This is a genomic window from Nonomuraea sp. NPDC049607, from assembly GCF_040675375.1.
Taxonomy (GTDB): domain Bacteria; phylum Actinomycetota; class Actinomycetes; order Streptosporangiales; family Streptosporangiaceae; genus Nonomuraea.
Map to the genome: position 1 here is coordinate 147,243 of NZ_JBFAOV010000011.1, position 17,885 is coordinate 165,127.

Annotated in this window: 20 protein-coding genes and 1 pseudogene; 8 read left to right on the plus strand and 13 right to left on the minus strand. The window is 73.4% G+C overall.

Annotation, left to right across the window (positions count from 1 at the left end; genetic code table 11):
* The first annotated feature begins 88 nt into the window (after positions 1–88).
* Positions 89–463, plus strand: a complete 375-nt coding sequence (locus AB0J97_RS23015; protein ID WP_364091754.1) for a VOC family protein — start codon at positions 89–91, stop codon at positions 461–463.
* Positions 464–636: 173 nt separating this feature from the next.
* The gene (locus AB0J97_RS23020) at positions 637–1,170 is read left to right on the plus strand and encodes a DUF1062 domain-containing protein (RefSeq protein WP_364091756.1); all 534 of its coding nucleotides are present in this window, start codon (positions 637–639) and stop codon (positions 1,168–1,170) included.
* Between the two features lie 162 nt (positions 1,171–1,332).
* On the opposite strand, the gene AB0J97_RS23025 is transcribed toward AB0J97_RS23020, so the two are convergent.
* Genes AB0J97_RS23025 through AB0J97_RS23050 form a run of 6 tightly spaced genes read right to left on the minus strand, consistent with a single transcriptional unit; the run spans position 1,333 to position 8,708 of the window.
* Positions 1,333–2,583, minus strand: a complete 1,251-nt coding sequence (locus tag AB0J97_RS23025) for a hypothetical protein (RefSeq protein WP_364091758.1) — start codon at positions 2,581–2,583, stop codon at positions 1,333–1,335.
* Positions 2,580–5,168: a hypothetical protein gene (locus AB0J97_RS23030; protein ID WP_364091760.1), complete on the minus strand. Its 2,589-nt coding sequence runs from the start codon at positions 5,166–5,168 to the stop codon at positions 2,580–2,582. The genes AB0J97_RS23025 and AB0J97_RS23030 overlap by 4 nt, the downstream gene beginning before the upstream one ends.
* The gene (locus AB0J97_RS23035; RefSeq protein WP_364091762.1) at positions 5,161–5,781 is read right to left on the minus strand and encodes a hypothetical protein; all 621 of its coding nucleotides are present in this window, start codon (positions 5,779–5,781) and stop codon (positions 5,161–5,163) included. Before AB0J97_RS23035 ends, AB0J97_RS23030 begins: the two co-directional genes overlap by 8 nt.
* Positions 5,778–6,137, minus strand: coding sequence for a hypothetical protein (locus tag AB0J97_RS23040; RefSeq protein WP_364091764.1), 360 nt, complete (start codon positions 6,135–6,137; stop codon positions 5,778–5,780). Before AB0J97_RS23040 ends, AB0J97_RS23035 begins: the two co-directional genes overlap by 4 nt.
* Before the next feature lie 10 nt (positions 6,138–6,147).
* On the minus strand, positions 6,148–7,455 hold the full coding sequence (locus AB0J97_RS23045) for a CHAT domain-containing protein (RefSeq protein ID WP_364091765.1): 1,308 nt from the start codon (positions 7,453–7,455) through the stop codon (positions 6,148–6,150).
* A gap of 17 nt (positions 7,456–7,472) precedes the next feature.
* Positions 7,473–8,708: an MFS transporter gene (locus AB0J97_RS23050; protein ID WP_364091767.1), complete on the minus strand. Its 1,236-nt coding sequence runs from the start codon at positions 8,706–8,708 to the stop codon at positions 7,473–7,475.
* Between the two features lie 72 nt (positions 8,709–8,780).
* Between AB0J97_RS23050 and AB0J97_RS23055 the strand changes: the two genes are divergently transcribed.
* Positions 8,781–9,623 carry a LysR family transcriptional regulator gene (locus AB0J97_RS23055; RefSeq protein ID WP_364091769.1) on the plus strand — a complete coding sequence of 281 codons (843 nt, stop codon included), beginning with the start codon at positions 8,781–8,783 and terminating at the stop codon, positions 9,621–9,623.
* Positions 9,624–9,634: 11 nt separating this feature from the next.
* Here the strand turns inward: AB0J97_RS23055 and AB0J97_RS23060 are convergent, their stop codons facing one another.
* Positions 9,635–10,540 carry an NADP-dependent oxidoreductase gene (locus AB0J97_RS23060; RefSeq protein WP_364091771.1) on the minus strand — a complete coding sequence of 302 codons (906 nt, stop codon included), beginning with the start codon at positions 10,538–10,540 and terminating at the stop codon, positions 9,635–9,637.
* Positions 10,541–10,583: 43 nt separating this feature from the next.
* Positions 10,584–11,048, minus strand: a complete 465-nt coding sequence (locus AB0J97_RS23065; protein ID WP_357708959.1) for a MarR family transcriptional regulator — start codon at positions 11,046–11,048, stop codon at positions 10,584–10,586.
* 126 nt (positions 11,049–11,174) lie between these two features.
* On the opposite strand from AB0J97_RS23065, the gene AB0J97_RS23070 reads away from it, so the two are divergent.
* Entirely contained in the window at positions 11,175–11,519 is a 345-nt protein-coding gene (locus tag AB0J97_RS23070; RefSeq protein ID WP_357708957.1) for a multidrug efflux SMR transporter, read from the plus strand.
* A 29-nt stretch (positions 11,520–11,548) separates the two neighbouring features.
* Positions 11,549–11,869 (plus strand): multidrug efflux SMR transporter, encoded by a 321-nt coding sequence (locus tag AB0J97_RS23075; RefSeq protein WP_357708955.1) that lies wholly within the window; start codon positions 11,549–11,551, stop codon positions 11,867–11,869.
* Between the two features lie 21 nt (positions 11,870–11,890).
* On the opposite strand, the gene AB0J97_RS23080 is transcribed toward AB0J97_RS23075, so the two are convergent.
* The 5 genes from AB0J97_RS23080 to AB0J97_RS23100 all read right to left on the minus strand — a co-directional run bounded on the left by AB0J97_RS23080 (position 11,891) and on the right by AB0J97_RS23100 (position 16,339).
* Positions 11,891–13,195, minus strand: coding sequence for an MFS transporter (locus AB0J97_RS23080; protein ID WP_364091774.1), 1,305 nt, complete (start codon positions 13,193–13,195; stop codon positions 11,891–11,893).
* A complete protein-coding gene (locus AB0J97_RS23085; protein WP_364091775.1) occupies positions 13,195–13,776 on the minus strand; it encodes a winged helix-turn-helix domain-containing protein in 582 nt (193 codons plus the stop codon). The genes AB0J97_RS23080 and AB0J97_RS23085 overlap by 1 nt, the downstream gene beginning before the upstream one ends.
* 99 nt (positions 13,777–13,875) lie before the next feature.
* Positions 13,876–14,433, minus strand: coding sequence for an isochorismatase family cysteine hydrolase (locus tag AB0J97_RS23090; protein ID WP_364091777.1), 558 nt, complete (start codon positions 14,431–14,433; stop codon positions 13,876–13,878).
* Positions 14,434–14,560: 127 nt separating this feature from the next.
* Complete coding sequence (locus tag AB0J97_RS23095; RefSeq protein ID WP_364091779.1) at positions 14,561–15,493, minus strand: hypothetical protein; 933 nt, start codon at positions 15,491–15,493, stop codon at positions 14,561–14,563.
* Between the two features lie 141 nt (positions 15,494–15,634).
* Positions 15,635–16,339 carry a hypothetical protein gene (locus AB0J97_RS23100; protein WP_364091781.1) on the minus strand — a complete coding sequence of 235 codons (705 nt, stop codon included), beginning with the start codon at positions 16,337–16,339 and terminating at the stop codon, positions 15,635–15,637.
* A 109-nt stretch (positions 16,340–16,448) separates the two neighbouring features.
* Between AB0J97_RS23100 and AB0J97_RS23105 the strand changes: the two genes are divergently transcribed.
* From AB0J97_RS23105 to AB0J97_RS23115, 3 genes and pseudogenes are all read left to right on the plus strand, one after another.
* Positions 16,449–17,255, plus strand: coding sequence for a GNAT family N-acetyltransferase (locus AB0J97_RS23105; protein WP_364091783.1), 807 nt, complete (start codon positions 16,449–16,451; stop codon positions 17,253–17,255).
* A 20-nt stretch (positions 17,256–17,275) separates the two neighbouring features.
* Positions 17,276–17,386, plus strand: a pseudogene (locus AB0J97_RS23110) (TetR family transcriptional regulator); the annotation flags it as partial.
* Between the two features lie 190 nt (positions 17,387–17,576).
* The gene (locus tag AB0J97_RS23115; protein WP_364091974.1) at positions 17,577–17,828 is read left to right on the plus strand and encodes a hypothetical protein; all 252 of its coding nucleotides are present in this window, start codon (positions 17,577–17,579) and stop codon (positions 17,826–17,828) included.
* Positions 17,829–17,885 lie beyond the last annotated feature (57 nt).

Below are 17,885 nucleotides of genomic sequence, written 5' to 3' on the forward strand. Positions count from 1 at the left end.
AGTGATCGTGAAGGTGGCCGCACGTGGGAGTCACCCCGGGCCGTAAAGCGTTGGCCGGGTGCGACCCGCCGCCGGTAGTGTGCCGATCATGGCTAGCCGCATCTCCGAACTGATCGTCCCCTGCCGTGATCCGCACCGGCTCGCGGCCTTCTGGTGCGAGGTGCTGGACTTCGTCGTGCTCGACACCGAGGACGACGGCGCGGTGGAGATCGGGCCGCGGGAAGGGTTCGGCGGGCTGCAGCCGACACTCGTCTTCAGCCCCACCACCGAGCCCAAGACAGGCAGGCTGCGACTGCACTTCGACGTCAACGCCACCGACCGCGACCAGGCCGCCGAACTCGAACGCCTGCTGAAGCTCGGAGCACGCCCGGCCGACGTCGGCCAGACCGGCGAAGAACCGTGGCGCGTCCTGGCCGATCCCGAGGACAACGAGTTCTGCCTGCTGCGCACCCGCCTGAGCTGAGCCCCTGCCCCCACCGGCCCCCATCCCTTCGTGAGGACTTCGCGCGCATGACGCCGCCTGCTCTCTAGACCTGACACCTTCCTGCGCATCGGTCGCCGACGGACGCCGTCGGCTCTGTTTTCCGTGCTCTTCGTCAGGTCTTCAGAGAGATCATGTCTTCACATCCTCATATCGTGCTGCCCTGGGTGGTGCGGCGCACCCGCCTGCCCCTGCTCGTCCTGCGGTGCGTGGCCTGCCCGTCCGACCGCGCCACCGTCGGTGACGGCAGGTTCCGGGTCAACGCCAACGGCAAGCTCCTCGACGTCTGGCTCCTGGTCAATTGCCTTTCCTGTGACCGGACCGGCAAGCTCACCGTCCACGACCGGGTTCCGGTCCGGTCGCTGGCCCCCCGCCTGCTGGCCGGTTACTCGGCCAACTCGCCGTCCCTCGCCGCGCAGGTCCTTCTCGACCCGTTGACCGCCCGCCGCAACCGGTACGCGCTCGACTGGGACGGGTGCTGGGAACTCCGCGCGCCCGCCGTCCCCGATAGTCCGTGGCCCCTTCGGGTCATGGTCACCTTCGATGATCCCGTGCCGTTGCGTCCCGATCGGCTCATCGGCCTCGGGCTGGGCGTCAGCCGGGACGAGATCGCCCGCCGGGTCAAGATCGACATCCCGCCGAACCGCAGGACGAAACAGGACTTCTCCTTCCTCCTGATCAGTCCCTAGGTTCAGCGGTGGGTCCATCGGGCCGGCAGACGGGCACCCGTCTGCCGGCCCACCTGCGGTCATCGCCCGCGTTCCGGGCCGCCCGTGCTCGTCGCCGACCTGCCGGGCCACTCGCGGGCCTCCGCGGAGCGGGACCGGGCCTCCGCAGAAAGGGGGCGTCGGTCATCCGGGAAGCGGTGGGAGGCCCGGCAGGAGGGGGATCGGCAGCTCGCCACCGGGTCCGGCGCGGGTGCTGAGCGCGGTGCGCGCCCTCTCCAGGCGTGCGACGTTGGCGGCGGTCACCGATCCGGTCCCGGACCGGGCCAGTTCCCTCATCCGGCCGGCCCACCACGACAGCTCCGCCTCGGCCTCGCCCGTGGCGAACGTCCCGGCGGCGCGCTGGCAGCCGATCAAGGCGTCCAGGCGTCGCCGGTCGTGCGTGGCGTCCGACCTCCAGAGGCGGGCGAGGCACACGTTCGCCGCCGCCACCAGGACGGGCGCGTACGGGTCGATCCAGGCCGACTCGTCCACCGCGGCGAGCAGGCCGTCGGCGGCGAGCTCCAGGTCGTTCCTGTCGCCGGTCCTTCGGTGCCGGACAAGAAGCAGTGTCGCGTGGAAGCCGCGGAGCAGCGGCGCGTACGGCGCCAGATCCGGCGTCGCCTCCCGAGCCCACCGCGCAAGCTCGACAGCCGCATCCAGAGAGGCGCCGTCGAGAGGGGTCGCGTCCCGTTCGGGCAGCGCGTGCGCCAGGGCGGCGGCGCCCTGGAGCAGGGCGCGCACCACCGGGGGAAGCACCTCCTCCATCGGCGCCGGGGCCACGACCGGAGGCGGGGGCACGGTGGGAGGTGGGGGCGGGGTGGCTGCCACGTAGGCGGTCATCGCGTGCAGTGCGTCGGTGAGGCCGGGGATGCTTCGCCGGGCGAGGGTCGCGGGTACGCCGATCGCCCGGCACTCGCGCAGCAGCTCCCACCGCGCGTGGTAGCGCACCGCGTTGACCTCGTCCTGGCGGGCCAGCGCGTCGGCGACGAGCACCTGCGCGAAGGAGTCGAACTCCTCCTGCGCCGTCATCGAGAACTCGACCACCGCCGCAGCGGCCGCCGCGAGACCGTCGGCGTCGACCAGCGCGTCCCAGCCGTCCAGGACCCCGTCGGGCACATGCTCGCCGAACGAGTGCTCGATCCCCAGAGCGGCCATCGCCGACCGGCGCCGGTCGATCAACCGTACGACCGTCGCCGCCGCCCCGGCGTCGGGCCCGGCGCCCTGAAGCAGGTCGTGCAGCCGCCGGACGAACGCGGCCGTCTCCGCCAGCGGCTCTCCGGCGAGCCGCGAGACCAGCTCCCCGGAGTCCCCGGCCACGTCCAGACAACGCCGTAAGGCGGCCTGTACCTCCTCCTCACGCGGCACATCGGCCCGTACGTCCTCCTCACGCGTCACGGCAGTCCTCCTCCCGTGGCGGGTTCGGAGCCGGAGAGCCGGTGGCGGACCGCGTCCAGGCGGGCGGCCAGCGCCGGGTCCCTCTCGCGCAGTTCCGACAGGTCCGAGCGGGTGGCGAGCAGGTGCGACCACAGGACGCTGCACCCCTGGTCGAGAAAGGCGACCGCGAGGCCGGCGTCACCGGCGTCGAGCGCGGCGCCCGCCGCGTCCCCGGCCAGGAGCATCGTCGGCCGCAACATCCGTTCCTGGTCGTCACGAGGCAGGCCCGGCCAGGTCAGCACGGGCAGCAGCTCGATCGCGGTGCCGAACGCCTCGATCGTGCCGGGCGACCCCGGTGACAGCCGGGCCGACATCCGGGCCCAGGCGATCGCGCAGGTCATCCGTACCGACGTGGCCGCCGTGGCGGACAGGGCGGCGCGCCGCCAGCAGTCCAGGGCCCGGTCGGCGGACGCGGACGCCCCCGACTGGCCGAACAGGTCGGCGTGGGCGCTGCCCAGGTTCAGCAGGAGTTGCGAGTGGAAGGGCGATTCGGGCGGGGTGTGGGCCAGCCCGGCCTCCGAGACCTCCACCGCCCTGCGCAGGTCGGCCTGGTCGCCCGCTTCGGAAAACCTGTCGCGCAGGAATCTGCCCAGGTTGGACAGGAGGAACGAGCGCATCGGGTCGTCGTCGGGCAGGCCGTCCACCGCCCGTTCCAGCAGGCCGATCGCCCGGCGCAGGTCAGGGCCCGAGGCGCGGGCGGCCAGGGCCAGGGCCTGTCCGGCCAGGGCCGCCGGGACCCGGGGATGGCCGTCGGGCAGCAGGCCGGCGGCCCGTTCGGTGAGGGCGACGGCGGTGGCCAGGTCCTCGTCCGAACGGCGCGCCGCGTGCCGGTCGAGCAGCGCCTGCGCCAGGTTCAGCAGGCAGGTGACCTGCTGGTCGGTGCCGGGCAGGGGGCCGGTCAGTGATCGCCGGTAGAGGTCCACCGCGCGTTCCAGGTCGGCCGAGTCGCCGAAGTGCTGGTACCGGGTCTGCAGCGCGGTGGCCAGGTTGACGAGGTGGTCGACGCGCTCGACGGTGTCCCCAGGAGTGGCCTCGACCGCGTCGCCCGCGACCTTGATCGCCTCGTCGAGGCTCTGCCGGTCGCCGCTGAGCTCGAACTCGTTGCGCAGCGCGAAGGCCAGGTTGGACGAGGACGACGCCCGGTGCTCGTCCTGGGGCGCCATGGCCATCGCCGTGCGGTGGGCCGCGATGGCCTCGCGCAGCGCCTCGGGGCTGCCGGTGCGTTCGTGCAGCTTGCGCAGGACGACGGCCAGTTGCCCGTGGTCGGCCGGGGTGCTGTGGGCCACGCCGGTGGCCTCGCGCATCAGGCGGACGGCCTCCAGCAGGCTGTCCAGCTCCCCGGTGTGCTCGAAGCGGAAGGCCAGGACGCGCGCCATGAGGGTGCGTGCCTCGCGGGCGTCTTCGCCGCCGGGTGGGGCCTCGGCCATCAGCCGGTGCGCCAGCCGGGTGGCCTCGTCGAGATCGGCGGACGCCCGGCCGTCGCGGTACCGGTCGGCGAGCAGTGTGGCCAGCGCGCGCAGGAGCCCCTGGACGTCCAGGCCGGGGGCGGGCGGCATGTGGCCGGCCGCGCGCAGGAGCTCCACGGCCTCGTCGAGGTGTGCCCGGTCGCCGGTCGACTCGAACCGGTCCTGGAGCAGGCCCGCCGTGGCGCCGTAGGCCGCGGGCCGGAGCTCCGGCCGGTGCTCGGAGAGGCCGATCGCCTCCCTGCCGGCCGCGATGGCCCGTTCGAGGTCCTCGACCCGGCCGGTGCGCTCGGCGGCCCTGCCCAGCGAGGTGGCCAGGTAGATCAGTCTCTCCGGGCGTTCGGGGGCGTCGGGAGCGGTGCTGTCCACCAGCCGCTGGGCGGTGTCGGCGAGCGCGTACCGGGTCGTCCCGCCGTTCAGCCGGACCGACCGGAGCTGGGCGTGGAACAGGTTGGTCAGGACCGACGGCAGGTCGGCGTCGTCACGCGCCGCGACCCGCTCCAGGACGGCGATCGCCTCCCGCAGGTCACCGGGGTGCCCGCGCCTGTGGTGGCGCAGGCTCAGCGCGGCGCCCAGGTTCGCCAGGTCGCCGGCGTACGTGGGGTTGTCGTGGTCCGGGGCGTAGGCGATGGCCAGCCGCAGCAGCTCGACCGCCTCGTCCAGCGCCGGTCCGTCAGGCTCGGCCGTCCCGGTCAGCGTCGCGTGGGCGCGGTCTCCCCACAGGTTCGCCGCGTGCCCGGCCCCCGCGGCGAACCCCGACCTCAGGGGCTCGGGAAGCCGGGTGCCCCCGAGCCGGACCGCGGTCTCGAAGTACACCAGCGCGAGCTGCAGGTACGGCAGCCGCTCGACCGGCGCGACACGATACAGACACCAGCACGCCCAGCCCAGCGTCTCGACCAGCCGGTGCTGCCGGGCCGCGTCACCGAGGTCGCCGGGCGCCGTGACCCGCATGAGCGCGGCCGTCTCGGCCAGGGCGGACGGGCCGGCGAAGGCGTCGCGGTCCCCGCGGTCGACGCACCGGGAGATCCGCCGCCACACGGCCCGGACGAGCCGGTCGGCGTCCTTCCTGTCACGGTCACGCACACGCCTCGACCGCCTCGATCGCCGTGGCCGCGGCGAGGTCGGCGGTGACCTCCCCGCCCCTGGTCCGCAGGACGGCGCGTCCCGCTGCGACGCGTACGACGGCCCCGCAGGTCGTGCCCGCCGGGGTGGTCACCGACAGGGACGGCCTGCCGGCCTCGGGGCCGTACCAGGTAGCGCCGATCGCGGCGACGAGGAGCGCGGCGCACAGGAGCGTCAGCGCGATGCCGCGGCGCAGGGCGGCGGCCGAGTCGAGCGCTTCGAGGTGGTCGGCGGCGCGGCGCGGCGGCAGCGTCCTGGTCGGGGCGACCGCGGGCCGTCCGTGCGCCGCGCGGATGAGCAGCAGCGCGGCCACGGCGCCGACGACCAGCGCGATCAGCAGCAGCACGCCGACCACGACGGCCCATCCCCGGTCGAGCTGTCCGACGTCCGTCCGGCCCTTGATCAGGCTGAAGCCGACGAGCGCGGCCAGCAGCCCGCCGAGACCGTTGCGCCAGGCGACCGCGGCCTCGCGGACCCTGGGCAGCTCGGTACGGAGCAGGTGCTCCCGGTCCTGGGCGACCAGCAGGTGGGCCGGACCGGCGGGGCCCGGACCGGGGGAGAGGACGTGGCTCACCGCGGGCCCGCCGAGACGGTGAGCGTCCAGTAGGCGCCGCACCCGTAGCGGCCCTCCGGCCGGTTGGGGTGGTCGTCCTCGCAGGTGCACATCATCGGCTCCACCGTCTGCTGCTGCGGTCGCGGCCTGCGGCGCAGCCGTTCGCCGGCGGCGCGCGGCGACCGGACGATGCCGCTGACGAGCGGGATCTCGATGGGCGCCCGGCAGCGGGGGCAGGGCCCGCGCAGGATCAGCGTGCCCGGACGCGGCTCCTCCACCGTGAAGCTGCCGGCGGCGAGCCGGGCGTACGCCTCGTCGGTGACCTCCTTGTAGGGCAGCGGCTCGCCGTCCTCCGGCGAAGGGACGCTGGCCGTCATGGATCCTCCTTCAGGGACCGAGGTGCACGAAAGGCGTCCACGCGCTCGGCGGGAGCCCCCGCGCGTCGCGGAGACCGTGGACCGCCCGGTGCAGGGCGTGGGCGGCGCGGCCCGGCTCGAACCGGCCGGACGCGGTCAGGTCGGCGTACACGGCTTCGGCGACGTCGGCCGCCAGGTCGTCGTACACCGACCAGAGGGTGCCGATGACCTGCCGGTAGCCGGTGTGGTGCAGGGCGGCGGCCAGCGTGATCGCCTCGTCGGGGAGGTCCACCCCGCCGGTGGCCGTCATGCAGGCCGACAGGAACGCGAACTCGCCCCGGTACGGCTCGGCGCTGAGGTCGGCGCTGATGTCGGCGATGGTGAGGACGCGGTCGTGCAGCAGCAGGCCGCCCTGCGAGGGCGCGGCGAGGTCCTGGCCGCCGTGGCAGCAGAAGTGCGCCCACCTGTGGCGGGGCAGCTCGGCGCGCACCGCGCCGGTGGTGGCGGCCTCGCCCTCCAGCAGCGTCGCCCTGGAGGAGAAGAGGGAGGCGAGCAGGTCGCGCTCGCGTGCCACGTCGGTGAGCGGGGTCGTGCCGGTCGTCCGCTCAAGGGCGACGACCAGCATGCGCTCGTCGCCGGGGTTCGGGTCGAGGGGCCGGCGGGCCGCGCGTAAGGCGCGCAGGGAGGGCGTGTAGGAGGAGATCGCCCGGTCGATCACCGCGCGGCCCGTGCCGTCGTGATGACCGGCGGCGTGCATGGGGAGGAGGGTCAGCAGCCCCGTCGGGCACCACCACAGACGCGGCCAGGGCGTGCCTTCCGCCACGGGGGCGGTGAGGCGCAGGTCGGCGAGCACCGGCGCGGCGATCTCGTCCCAGAGCCAGGCCAGCAGCTCGGTGAGCGTGGCCTCGCGGGTTTCGGCGGCCCGGTTGAGCGCGAGCTTGGCGCCGGTGTAGCGCCTGATCGCCTCCGGGGTGTGGTCGCCGTCGTCGTAGCGCTCCCTGGCGGCGTACAGGTCGTGGACGGCCTGGTCGACGGCGCGCAGGACGCGGAGGTAGCCGCCGGTCCGCTCGGCGACCGCTGTCAGCGTCACCCCGGGCAGCGGGACGGCCCGTACGCCGTCGGCGGTCACGATCAGCGCGTCACAGCGCCACTGGCTGAGGTTGACCATGACGACCGGGCCGTGCGCGGCGGCCGGCAGCAGACTGCTCGGCTGCGGCGGCCGCAGGAAGTCGCCGAACCCGTCGAGCTCGCGGACCTGCCGGACCAGCGCGTCCCACTCCCGGGCCAGGGCCACGCGCCGGTCGACCGCGCGGGACACCTCCGCCCGTCCGTCGGGCATCACATCGCATCACGCCCTCAGGAGACCTGTGTCGGCCCTCGTACTGTAACCGGGGTGCTGCTGTCGGTGAAGCCCGGTTCGCCGGGCCCGCCGCGCGGGCGCCGGGAGCGGGACAGCAGGCCCCCGGCCAGGGCGGCGGCGAGGCCGGCCAGCCCGGCGGCCGCGAAGCCGCCACCTGGCATGGACGCGTCCACCGCCAGCCCGGCGAGCGGCGCTCCGAGCGCGAAGCCCGCGCTGGCCGCCGACGCCTGCAGACCCGTCGCCTCCCCCCGTACACCGGCCGGCGCCAGCCTGCTCACCGCGTCGGCCACCGTGGCCAGGGTCGGCGCGGTGAGCAGCCCGGCGCCGACGACGGCCAGGCACAGCCAGCGCCAGTCGTGGGCCAGCCCGGCGGGGATCGTCACCAGCCCGAGCAGGCCGAGCAGCGCCCACGTGGGCAGCGACCGGGGCAGCACGCCGTGGATCAGCCCGCCCGCGACGGAGGTGACGCCGAACACGGCCACGACCACGGCGGCCCAGGACACCTGACCCGCCTCCTTGAGCGTGGCGACGATGGCGAGGTCGATGCCGCTGAGCAGCGCCGTGGCGCCGAACCCCATCGTCAGGACGGCGATCATCCGGCCGCCCAGCCACTCCCGGCGCCGCGTACGCCCGGGCGCACCGGCCTCCGGCTCGCCCTCGGCCCGCAGCGGCGGATTGAGCAGCGCGACCCCGATCCCGCCGGTCGCGATCACCGCGCCGAGCCCCCACGCCACCACCTCGGGGGACAACTGCGCCGCGCACAGGACGACCACCGCCGGCCCCACCAGGTACGACAGCTCGCCCTGCACCGACTCCAGCGCGAACGCGGGCCGCCGCTGCCCCGGCGTCGTCATCGCGGCGATCGCCTGCCGGGTCACCGCCTGGACCGGCACCATCAGCAGCCCCGCCACGACGGCCGCGCCCAGCAGTGCCCCGTACGGCAGGACCGGCACGCTCGCCCAGAACACGACCTGCGCGGCGACGGTCGCCAGCAGCACGGTGCGCAGTCCCCGCCGGTCCATCAGGCGGCCGAGCAGCGGCCCGCCCAGCGCCACCCCGGCGGTCAGGGCCGCCACGACGCCGCCCGCCGCCACGTAGCCCAGGTCCAGGCCCAGCACGACGTACATGGTCAGCGCCGTCACGTCGGCGGTGATCGCGGCACGGGCGAGCAGCGAGACGCCCAGCAGCGCGGCCATTCCGGGAACGGCGAGAACCTGTCTGTATCCGGTCACCCGGGCGACGCTAGGTCATCCTCCAGGCCATAGGAAGTCGTTGTTTCGTTGGAGGGGCCATAATGAATGCTTATGCCCAGAGATCTGGAGACCGGGTTGCTGCGATCCTTCGTCACCGCCGTGCGGGCCGGCAGCATCAGCCGCGCCGCGACCGCGCTCGGGCACACGCAGCCCGCGCTCAGCCAGCAGTTGCGCAAGCTGGAGAGCGCCGTCGGCCGCCCGCTGCTCCACCGGTCGCCGTCCGGCGTCTCGCTGACGCGGGCGGGTGAGGAGCTGCTGCCGTACGCCGAGCGCATCCTCGCGCTCTCCGCGCAGGCGCTCACCGCGACCGGGCGGGCGCTCACCGGCCGCTGCGGCGTCGGGCTGCTGGAGGACCTGGCCGCGGCGCACCTCCCGCAGGCCCTCGCCGACCTGGCCCGGCTGCACCCCGGCGCGACACTGGAGGTGCTCAGCCTCTCCGGCCCCGCGATCCGGGAGGCCTACGACGCGGGCCGCGTCCAGCTCGTGCTCGACGAGGTGCCGGACCTGCCCGGCCCGCCGCGCTGGACCGTGCGCCGCCCGCTGGTCTGGGCGATCGGACAGGGCGTCGATCCGACCGCCGACCCGCTGCCGGTGGTGCTGTTCACCGGCACGTGCGCGTGGCGCAGGTCGGTGGTCGAGACGCTGGACGGCACCGCCCGGCGCTGGCGGGCGGTGTTCGAGAGCAACAGCCTGGCCGGCGTGCTGGCCGCGCTGCGGGCCGGGCTCGGCGTCGCGGCGCTCATGCCCGGCAACCTCGAACCGGTCATGGCCTGCCACGACCCCGGCGCCCTGCCCGCCCTGCCGGACGTCGAGCTCGGCCTCGCCCGGCATCCGCGGACCGAGGGCGATCCGCTGATCGACGCCGTGGAGACCGCGCTGCGACGCATGATCTGAGCGCCGTGGCCTCAGAGCACGAGGGCGATCTTGCCGGTCAGCCGGCCGCGCCGGAAGTGCTCGTGCGCCGCCCGCACGTCCTGGAGCCCGTACTGGGCCTCGACCCGGGCCTTGACCTGGCCCGCGTCGACCGCCTTGGCCAGTTCGGCGAGCCCCGGGCCGTCCTCGCGCACCTGGTTGACGGTGGTGCGGACCGACCGGCCGGACAGGTCCGGCACCGGCCCCGCCTGGGTGGCGACGGAGGCGTAGCGGCCCCCGTCGGCCACGGCCCCGGTGACGAAGGCGCCGAAGGTGTCGAAGACGGCGTCGTAGGCGGCGGACGGAAGATCCGCGGGGTCGGTCGTGGCCCACTCCGCCCCCAGCTCCTGGGCCGCCTCGACCTGGGCCGGCCTGGAGACCAGGGCGTCCACCCGTACGCCGCGCGCCCGCGCCAGCTGCACGGCCAGCCCGCCCACCGCGCCGGCCGCGCCCGCCACCAGCAGCCGTTCGCCCGCCCGCAGGTCCAGCCAGTCGAGCGTCTGCAGGGCGGTGAGCCCCGGCAACGGCAGCGTCGCCGCCTCCACCAGGCTGACCGCCGACGGCGCGGCGGCCAGCGAGCCGACCGGCACGGCGACGAGGTCGGCCCAGGTCCCCCGGGCGGTGTCAAGCTGGTGGGACATGCCGAAGACCCGCTCACCCACGGGCAACGACTCCTCCCGGCTGTCCACGACGATGCCCGTAAGCTCCCAGCCCAAGGTCATCGGCAGCGGAGGGGCGCCCTCGCCGATGGCCCCTTCACGGGTCTTGTCGTCAACCGGGTTGAGGGCGGAGGCGACGACGCGTACCAGCACCTCGCCCTCCTGTGCCCTGGGCGCGGGCGCCTCGGCGATCGTCAGAACGTCCGGGCCGCCGAAGCGGGTGATCCGAACAGTGCGCATGTTCAACTCCTCGATATCGGTTCGGCCGGGGCCATGGGGCAGGTCATCCGTCCAGCAGGCCCAGGGCCGACAGCGCCGGGACGAGCCGCGGGTCCGCCTGTCCGGCCTCCTCCAGGACGTTCCTGAGCGTCGCCTCGTACGTGGCGTTCGCCTCGGCGTAGCGCGTCCGGCCCGACTCGGTGATGACGGTGTAGACCCCGCGCTTGTCGTCCGGGCACACATCCCGGTACGTGAACTCCGCCGTGTTCAGCCGGGTCACCAGCCGGGTCACCGAGCTCTGGTTGAGCCCGATCTTGTCGGCCAGTTCCTGCATGCGCAGCTCGCCGGCCGCCGAGGTGGCGAGATGCCCGAGCGCCCGGTACTCCGACAGGCCGATGCCGTGCCGCCGCTGGAGGACGACGGCAAGGGCGTTCTCCACGCGGGCGTGCAGCAGCAGGACGTCGTTCCAAGCCTCGGAGAGCGCCGAGGGCGCCGGAGCCGGGGGTGGGGTGGAAGCCGTCGGAGCCATGGAAGCCTCCTCCTTCTTTGAGGACCCGGCCGCTCGGACGGGATTGACAAAAGCATACATGCACATGCAAGCTTCTCTCTGTCGCCCAGAAGTTTGCACATACATACAAATAAGGAGAGGTCCGAGATGGCTTGGATCTATTTGCTCGTCGCCGCCGTCTTCGAGGTCGTCTTCGCCCTGGCCACCAACGCCACCGAAGGCTTCACGCAGCTGTGGCCGTCCCTGCTGACCGCCGCCGCGGCGTCCGGCGGGATCTTCTTCCTGAGCCTGGCGCTGAAGACCCTGGACGTCGGCGTCGGCTACACCGTCTGGACCGGCATCGGCTCGGTCGGCACCGTGCTGCTCGGTTCGGTGATCTTCGGGGAGGAGCTCACCGTCTGGAAGGCGCTGGCCTTCGTCCTGATCATCGGCGGCGTCCTCGGGCTCAAGCTCGCCGACCGCCTGTCCGCGTCGAAGCCCGCCACCGTCTGACCACCCACCACTTCCTAAGGAACGTCACCATGGCCTGGATCTACCTCTCCATCGCGATCGTCTTCGAGATCGGATTCGCGCTCGGCACCAACGCCACCCATGGCTTCACCCGGCTGTGGCCCTCCGTCTTCACCCTGCTGGCGGCCGCCGGCGGCATCTTCACCCTGAGCCTGGCGCTGAAGACCCTCGACGTCGGCGTCGGCTACACCATCTGGACCGGCATCGGCTCGATCGGCACGGTCGTCCTCGGTGCCCTCATCTACAAGGAGAAGATCACTCCGGCCAAGCTCGCGTCGTTCGCCGCGATCATCGGCGGCGTGGTGCTCCTGAAGATCTCGGCGGGGATCTGACCCGCGACAACGGGCTCCAGGTCAGGGGGAACGTTCGGCGCCGGCCGCGCCCGCCCGGTCGGCGCCTTCGGGTGACGCCGGCACGGCGGGCGGGCCCTGGCGGTGCGGCCCGTCCAGCTGCCGCCATTCGGGCCGCAACCCCGTCAGGCTCGTGGTGAGCGCGTAGGCCGCGCCGCCGGCGAGCAGCACCGGCGTCAGCCCCGCGGCCACCACCGCCGCCCCGCCCACCAGCCCGCCGAGCGGGATACCGGCCCAGGCCAGGGAGTCCCGCAACGCGTTGACCCGGCCCAGCAGGTGCCGGGGCACCCGCTCGTAGGAGATCGCCCCGAGGATCGGGTTCAGGAATCCGGCGGCGAACCCGCCCACCGCGAACACCGCCAGCATGACCCACAGCGGCGCGTCCACCGCCAGGATGAGGAACCGCGTCGGCCCGGCGAGCAGGAACGCCACGAAGAACACCGGCCTGCGCGGCATCCGGTGCGCCACGGCGGCCGCGACCAGGCTGCCGCCGACGGCCGCGAACCCCGCCACACCGCTGTTCAGTCCGACCACGGCGGCCCCCTGGCCGGACTCGCTCGCCCAGACGAACACCAGCACCTGGCTGAAGGCCGCGTCGAGCAGATTCGTGATGCCGACCATGACGACCACGGAGAGCAGCAGCGGTTCGCCGCGCAGGAACGTGAACCCCTGGCCGAACCGCCGCCAGTATCCTTCCCGCGCCTCCTGGGCCGGCGCGCTGTGGCCCATGCCGCGCGGCAGCGCCCATGCCACGATCACCGAACCGAGCGCGAAGCAGACGACGCTCACGACCAGGCCGGTCAGCGGGCCGAGCAGTGCCACCATCGCGCCCCCGGCCGCGGGGCCCACCGTCTGGGCCAGCCGCTCGGTCACGCCCATCAGCCCGGTGGCCCGCTCCAGCGGCACCCGTCCGCGCTCGGCCGCCTCGGGGACCATGACCTCCTTGGCCAGGTCCCCGGGGCCGCGGGCCGCGCCGACCGCCGCGACGAGGGCGAGCAGCGCGCCCAGCGGCAGCAGGTCCAGCGCGTGCAGCAGGACGACCGTCCCGGCCGCCGTGGCGCTCACCACGTCCCCGGCCCACGAGATCCGGCGCGGCCCGACCCGATCCACCAGCGGCCCGGCCAGCGCCTTGACCAGCACGTACGGGGCCATCTCCGCGAACGCCACGACCCCCGTCTGCGCCGCGCTGCCCGTCGTGGTCAGGACGAACCAGGGCAGGGCGATGGCCGACACCCGCGTGCCGGTCAGCGAGACCGTCATGGCCGCGAGCAGGCCGGCCATCGGGCGTAACGACCCGCGCTGCCCCATCACGCGTCCTCGGGCAGCTCGGGCAGAAGCTGGGTGATCAGCGAGACCCGCGCGGCGTCCTCGGGCGCGTCCTGGCCGGGCAGGTCGGGGCGGTAGCGGGAGACGACCTCCGCCAGTTCCCCGCGCAGCCGCTGTGCCTCCTCCGGGGTGAGGCGCAGCGCGACGGAGCTGAGGTCCAGCACGCGCCGCCACTCCGCCGGCATGGTCTGCAGCTCGTTCAGCGTCCGTTGGGTGCGCAGGTTGTACAGGGCGGCGATGGACTGCATGTAGGCCAGCACCGCCTCGGGCTCCCGCTCCGACAGTTCGTCATCGGTGAGCCGGGTGACCTGGTGGACCGAACGCCACCAGCGCTCGCGGGCGTTGCCGCGCTCGGTGTCCTCCTGCACGAACCCGGCGGCCCCGAGCCTGCGCAGGTGGTAGCTGGCCGTGCCCGAGTTCACCCCCAGGCGTTCGGCCAGGCGGGTGGCGGTGGACGGGCCGTGTTTGCGCAGCAGGTCCACGAGTTGCACCCGTACGGGGTGGGCCAGCGCCCGCAGGCCCTTGGCATCGAGGACGACCACACTCTCGGGAGGTTCGGTCATGCCTCGAAGCCTAGACCGCAAACACTTCTTCGCAAAGAGTCGTTCGCGAAGAAGTGTTTGCAATCGCGCCCCCGAGCCCGACCGGCGTCAGGTCCGCACTCAGGCTTCGGCCGACGGGCGCCATCCGTCGCACGACACCACGTCGAAGCCCCGGCTCGGGAAGACGGCGTCCATGAAGAAGTCGTGCATGGCCGGGTCGGCGTCGCCGCAGCCGTCCCGCAGCACGGACACCTGGTAGCCGCGGTCGGCGGCGTCGTAGCACGTCGCGGCCACCATCGCACTGGTCGCGACCCCGGCCACGGCCACCGTGGTGACGCCGCGCGCGCGGAGCACCAGGTCGAGGTCGGTGCCCGCGAACGCGCTGGCGCGGCGCTTCAGCACGACGACGTCCTGCTCGGTGACCGGCAGGTCGAGCTCGGTCCCGGCCGACCCTTCGTGGAAGGCGTCCCCGGCCTCGAAGAACGACTTCATCAGCGCGCTGTGGGGTGGCACGTCGGTCCCGTTGGCGCGGAAGGCGAAGTGCACGAACACCACGAGAGCACCGGCGGCTCGGGCGCGGGGGAGCAGTTCGGTGAGCGGTGGCACGACCTGCCGGGCGAACGGGAAACCGCCCGTGATGCCCCGCTGGATGTCGCCGATGATGAGTGCAGTGGTCACGACATACTCCGTCCAAGGTGTCCGGCGTTCGCGACGGAGGGATGTGGAATCCCGTCCGCGAACAACTGGGATCACAGTAGGAGGGCGCTGAGATATCAGCAACCCGACCTTGGGCGGGCAGGCCGGGTCAGTTGCCCCAGAGCTGGACGGGACGCAGGTAGGCGGTGTCGTACACCTGGTCGCGCATGTCTTCCCAGTCCGCGCCCCACCTCGGGTCGTAGACCACGCCGTGCGCCCCCATCCACGAGCCGTTGCCGGAGAAGTCGGGCGCGGTCCGGTTGAAGATCGTGTTGTTGTAGGGGTACTCGTCGGTCACGTAGCGGCCGTAGGGCGAGTAGTGGCGGCCGCCGTAGTTCACCCACAGCCCCCACTCCTTGAGCTGGTAGCCGGCCATCGTCATGACGGCGGTCGTCAGGCCGCACGAGCCGCGGCCGTCGAACTCGTCCCGCGTGTCGTAGACCTGGTTGATGTCGCCGTACGTGGCCACGGTCCGGCCGTCGAGGTCGGCGAGCCCGAGTTCGGAGCGTCCCGAGCACAGGTACGGCCCCGAACGGCGGATGAAGCTGACCAGCGGGCGCTCGCCGTTCACCAGGCGGAAGTCGGCGTAGACCTGGCCGTGCGCCGGGTCGCTCGCGATGAGCGGCGTCACCGAGCCGTCGGCGAGCGCGACCCGCAGCAGACTGGCCGCGTACCGCCGGTCGTCGCGCGTGTCGGGGTAGGCGGCCACGAACGCCGCGCCCGCGTCGTCCGACAGGCCCAGCACCTCGACGCGGGAGCCGTCGTGGTCGGGGATGATGGCGACGTGCCCGGGGCCGGCGGCGGTCACGACGCCGTCCGACTTCTCCGGTTGTGCGAGGTGGACGCGTGCCTGGCCGCCGATCAGCACGTCGAACCCGTCACCGGTCCGTACGGTGCTGACGCTCTGGTCGGCGGCAGCGGCAGGGGTGGGGGCCTGGGCGGTGGCGGCGTGCGCGGTGGCGGCGCCGGTCAGCGCCGTCACCGCGGTCAGGGTGACCGCCGCCGACAGTAAGTTCCGGCATTTCCTGAGCTGGAATGACATGACCATCCTTCGGTAGATCGCGGATTTCGCTTCCAAAGCGTGAACCGCGGCCCATGTCGAAGGCACGTCGTCAATATGTCTGACCGGGACCTGTGGTCGTGGGTGGTTTGGGGGTCAAGGCCGGTGTGGCGGAAACGCCCGTCATGCGCGATCGACGTCCGGGGTGGATGGTGCGATCGTGAGAGGGAGGCCGGACAGCAGGCGGTCGCGGAGGGCGTCGCCGCGGACGCCGATCTCGGTGAGGTCGTCGGGGCCAGGGGCGCCGGTGATCAGCAGTTCGGGCACGAGAAGCTCGCCGAGCGGGGCCGGCGGTGACGGGTCGGCCAGAGCGCCGACAGGGACGTCGGACAGGTCGAGGTAGGCCGGCGCGAGGATCCTGCCGTGAAGGGTGCCGGCGACCAGGTCAGGGCAGAACTCGTTCCAGAAGATCGAGACGGTGGTGCGCAGGTCCCCATGGATCATCACCAGCTTGTCGGTCCAGTCGCCGACGAACGTCTCGGACGTCACGTGGCCCTGCACGATCAGCTTGGCGTCGCCGGCCAGGTAGATGTTCCTCGTCCGCAGGTTCCCCAGGACGATCAGCGCGGCGGAGCCGTCGTCCACGTCGGTGACGTTCCCGTCGACGACCAGGTCGCCGTCGATGATGTAGCCGGTCGCCGCCTCGGGGGTGTCCTCCCGCCACGGCGTGCGCCCGTGCTCGTCGAGGGGGAGTTCGCCGGTCACCGCGGCGGGGCCGGGCACGAGGATGTACTCCTCCTCGTACAGGTTCTGGTACGTCTCCTTCGGCAGGCCGCGCCGCTCGAACAGGTCAACGGCATCGTCCCAGGAGAGGTAGCTCGATCGCATGCGCGCGACCATAGCAACGAAACACCCCAATACCGGCCGTAACGCACGACCTACTGTCGGCAGGCCGTCGAGTTCCACGCCGCGGGCCGGGCATGCTGAAATGATCGTCGTGGACACGAATCCGTCGATCGATGAATCCGGGCTCATGCTCGCGATGGAGCAGAATCTCGCCGAGCACGCCTGCCACCTGCACCGGAACCTGGAAGGCGCGTCCGTCACCGAGACCGGCGACCTGCTGATCGCCGACAGCGGCCTGGACGACGACACCTTCAACATCGTCGCGGCGGCCCGCTTCACCCCGGACACCGTCCAGGCCCGCATCGCGGAAACCGTCCGCGCCCTGGCCGCCACCGGCCGCCCGTTCTCCTGGTGGGTGGGCCCGGCCTCCACACCGGCCGGCCTCGCCGAGCGCCTCAGGGCAGCCGGGCTCGAAGCCTCGGAGACCGAGACGGGCATGTGGAAGGACCTGCGCGCGCCGCTCCCTGAAGCGCACGCCGACGGCCTGGACATCCGCCTGGCGACCACCCCCACCCAGCTCGCTGACCACGCCACGGTTCTGGCTGCGAACTGGGACCCGCCCGCCGCCACCGTGCGCCGGTTCTTCGCCGACGCCGCGCCATGGTCGCTGACCGCCGACTGTCCCGCCCGGTACCTGGTCGGATACGTCGACGGGCGTCCCGTCTGCTCGGCCGAGGTCTTCCTGTACGCGGGCGTCGCCGGGATCTACAACATCGCCACTCTCGCCACCGCACGTCGCCGAGGCTACGGCGGCGCCATCACCCTGGCCGCCCTGCACACCGCCCGCGACGCGGGCTACGAGACCGCGGTGCTGCAGGCGTCCGCCGACGGCGAGCCCGTCTACCGCCGCCTCGGCTTCACCGCCTGCGGCCACTTCACCGAGTACGCCATCGGGTGAGGTTGTGCCGGAGCCTTGTGATGGCCCTGTTCTGGCAGCGCGGGGCCGAGGTCACCGGCATCGCCGAGGTCGTCCAGGCGACCGGACTCAGCCGCTCCAGCCTGTACGCGACCTTCGGCCGCAAGGCCCAGTTGCAGGCCGCCGCGCTGGGCCGCTACCTGGAACGGCAGTCGCGGCCGGTGTTCGACGCCCTGGCCGCCGACGCCCGCGGCGTGCCGGCCGTCCACGCGTTCTTCGAGCGGCTGGTGGCCGCCCGGTGCGGCGGCGAGCCACGCCCGCTGGGGCTGTCTGGTCACCAACACCCACGCCACGGCGGGCGGCGTGCTGCCGGAGATCCGGGAGATTCTCGACCGCCACCACGACGCGCTGTGGGCGGCGATGCGCACCGCACTGGAGGCCGCGCGCACCAAGGGCCAGCTCCGGCCCGGCCTGGACCGGGAGGCGGCCGCCGAGGCGCTGCCCCTGCAGGCGTACGCGGTCAACCTGCGCTCACGGGCCGGCGCCCAGGCGGGCACCCTGCTGGCGGGCGTACGCGCCGTACTTGACGGTTTCTCCACTACCGAGGAGAGATGATGAGCGGTTTCCGCACCTACGGCGAGAGCGACACGCCCGAGGCGGCCAGGCAGGTGG

Bases quoted from the DNA above. Each gene is read 5' to 3' on its own strand.
- AB0J97_RS23080 (WP_364091774.1), bottom strand. From the start codon at position 13,195: ATGGGGCAGCGCGGGTCGTTACGCCCGATGGCCGGCCTGCTCGCGGCC.
- AB0J97_RS23095 (WP_364091779.1), bottom strand. From the start codon at position 15,493: ATGTCATTCCAGCTCAGGAAATGCCGGAACTTACTGTCGGCGGCGGTC.
- AB0J97_RS23085 (WP_364091775.1), bottom strand. From the start codon at position 13,776: ATGACCGAACCTCCCGAGAGTGTGGTCGTCCTCGATGCCAAGGGCCTG.
- AB0J97_RS23075 (WP_357708955.1), top strand. From the start codon at position 11,549: ATGGCCTGGATCTACCTCTCCATCGCGATCGTCTTCGAGATCGGATTC.
- AB0J97_RS23045 (WP_364091765.1), bottom strand. From the start codon at position 7,455: ATGCCCGACGGACGGGCGGAGGTGTCCCGCGCGGTCGACCGGCGCGTG.
- AB0J97_RS23040 (WP_364091764.1), bottom strand. From the start codon at position 6,137: ATGACGGCCAGCGTCCCTTCGCCGGAGGACGGCGAGCCGCTGCCCTAC.
- AB0J97_RS23055 (WP_364091769.1), top strand. From the start codon at position 8,781: ATGCCCAGAGATCTGGAGACCGGGTTGCTGCGATCCTTCGTCACCGCC.
- AB0J97_RS23070 (WP_357708957.1), top strand. From the start codon at position 11,175: ATGGCTTGGATCTATTTGCTCGTCGCCGCCGTCTTCGAGGTCGTCTTC.
- AB0J97_RS23015 (WP_364091754.1), top strand. From the start codon at position 89: ATGGCTAGCCGCATCTCCGAACTGATCGTCCCCTGCCGTGATCCGCAC.
- AB0J97_RS23100 (WP_364091781.1), bottom strand. From the start codon at position 16,339: ATGCGATCGAGCTACCTCTCCTGGGACGATGCCGTTGACCTGTTCGAG.
- AB0J97_RS23060 (WP_364091771.1), bottom strand. From the start codon at position 10,540: ATGCGCACTGTTCGGATCACCCGCTTCGGCGGCCCGGACGTTCTGACG.
- AB0J97_RS23065 (WP_357708959.1), bottom strand. From the start codon at position 11,048: ATGGCTCCGACGGCTTCCACCCCACCCCCGGCTCCGGCGCCCTCGGCG.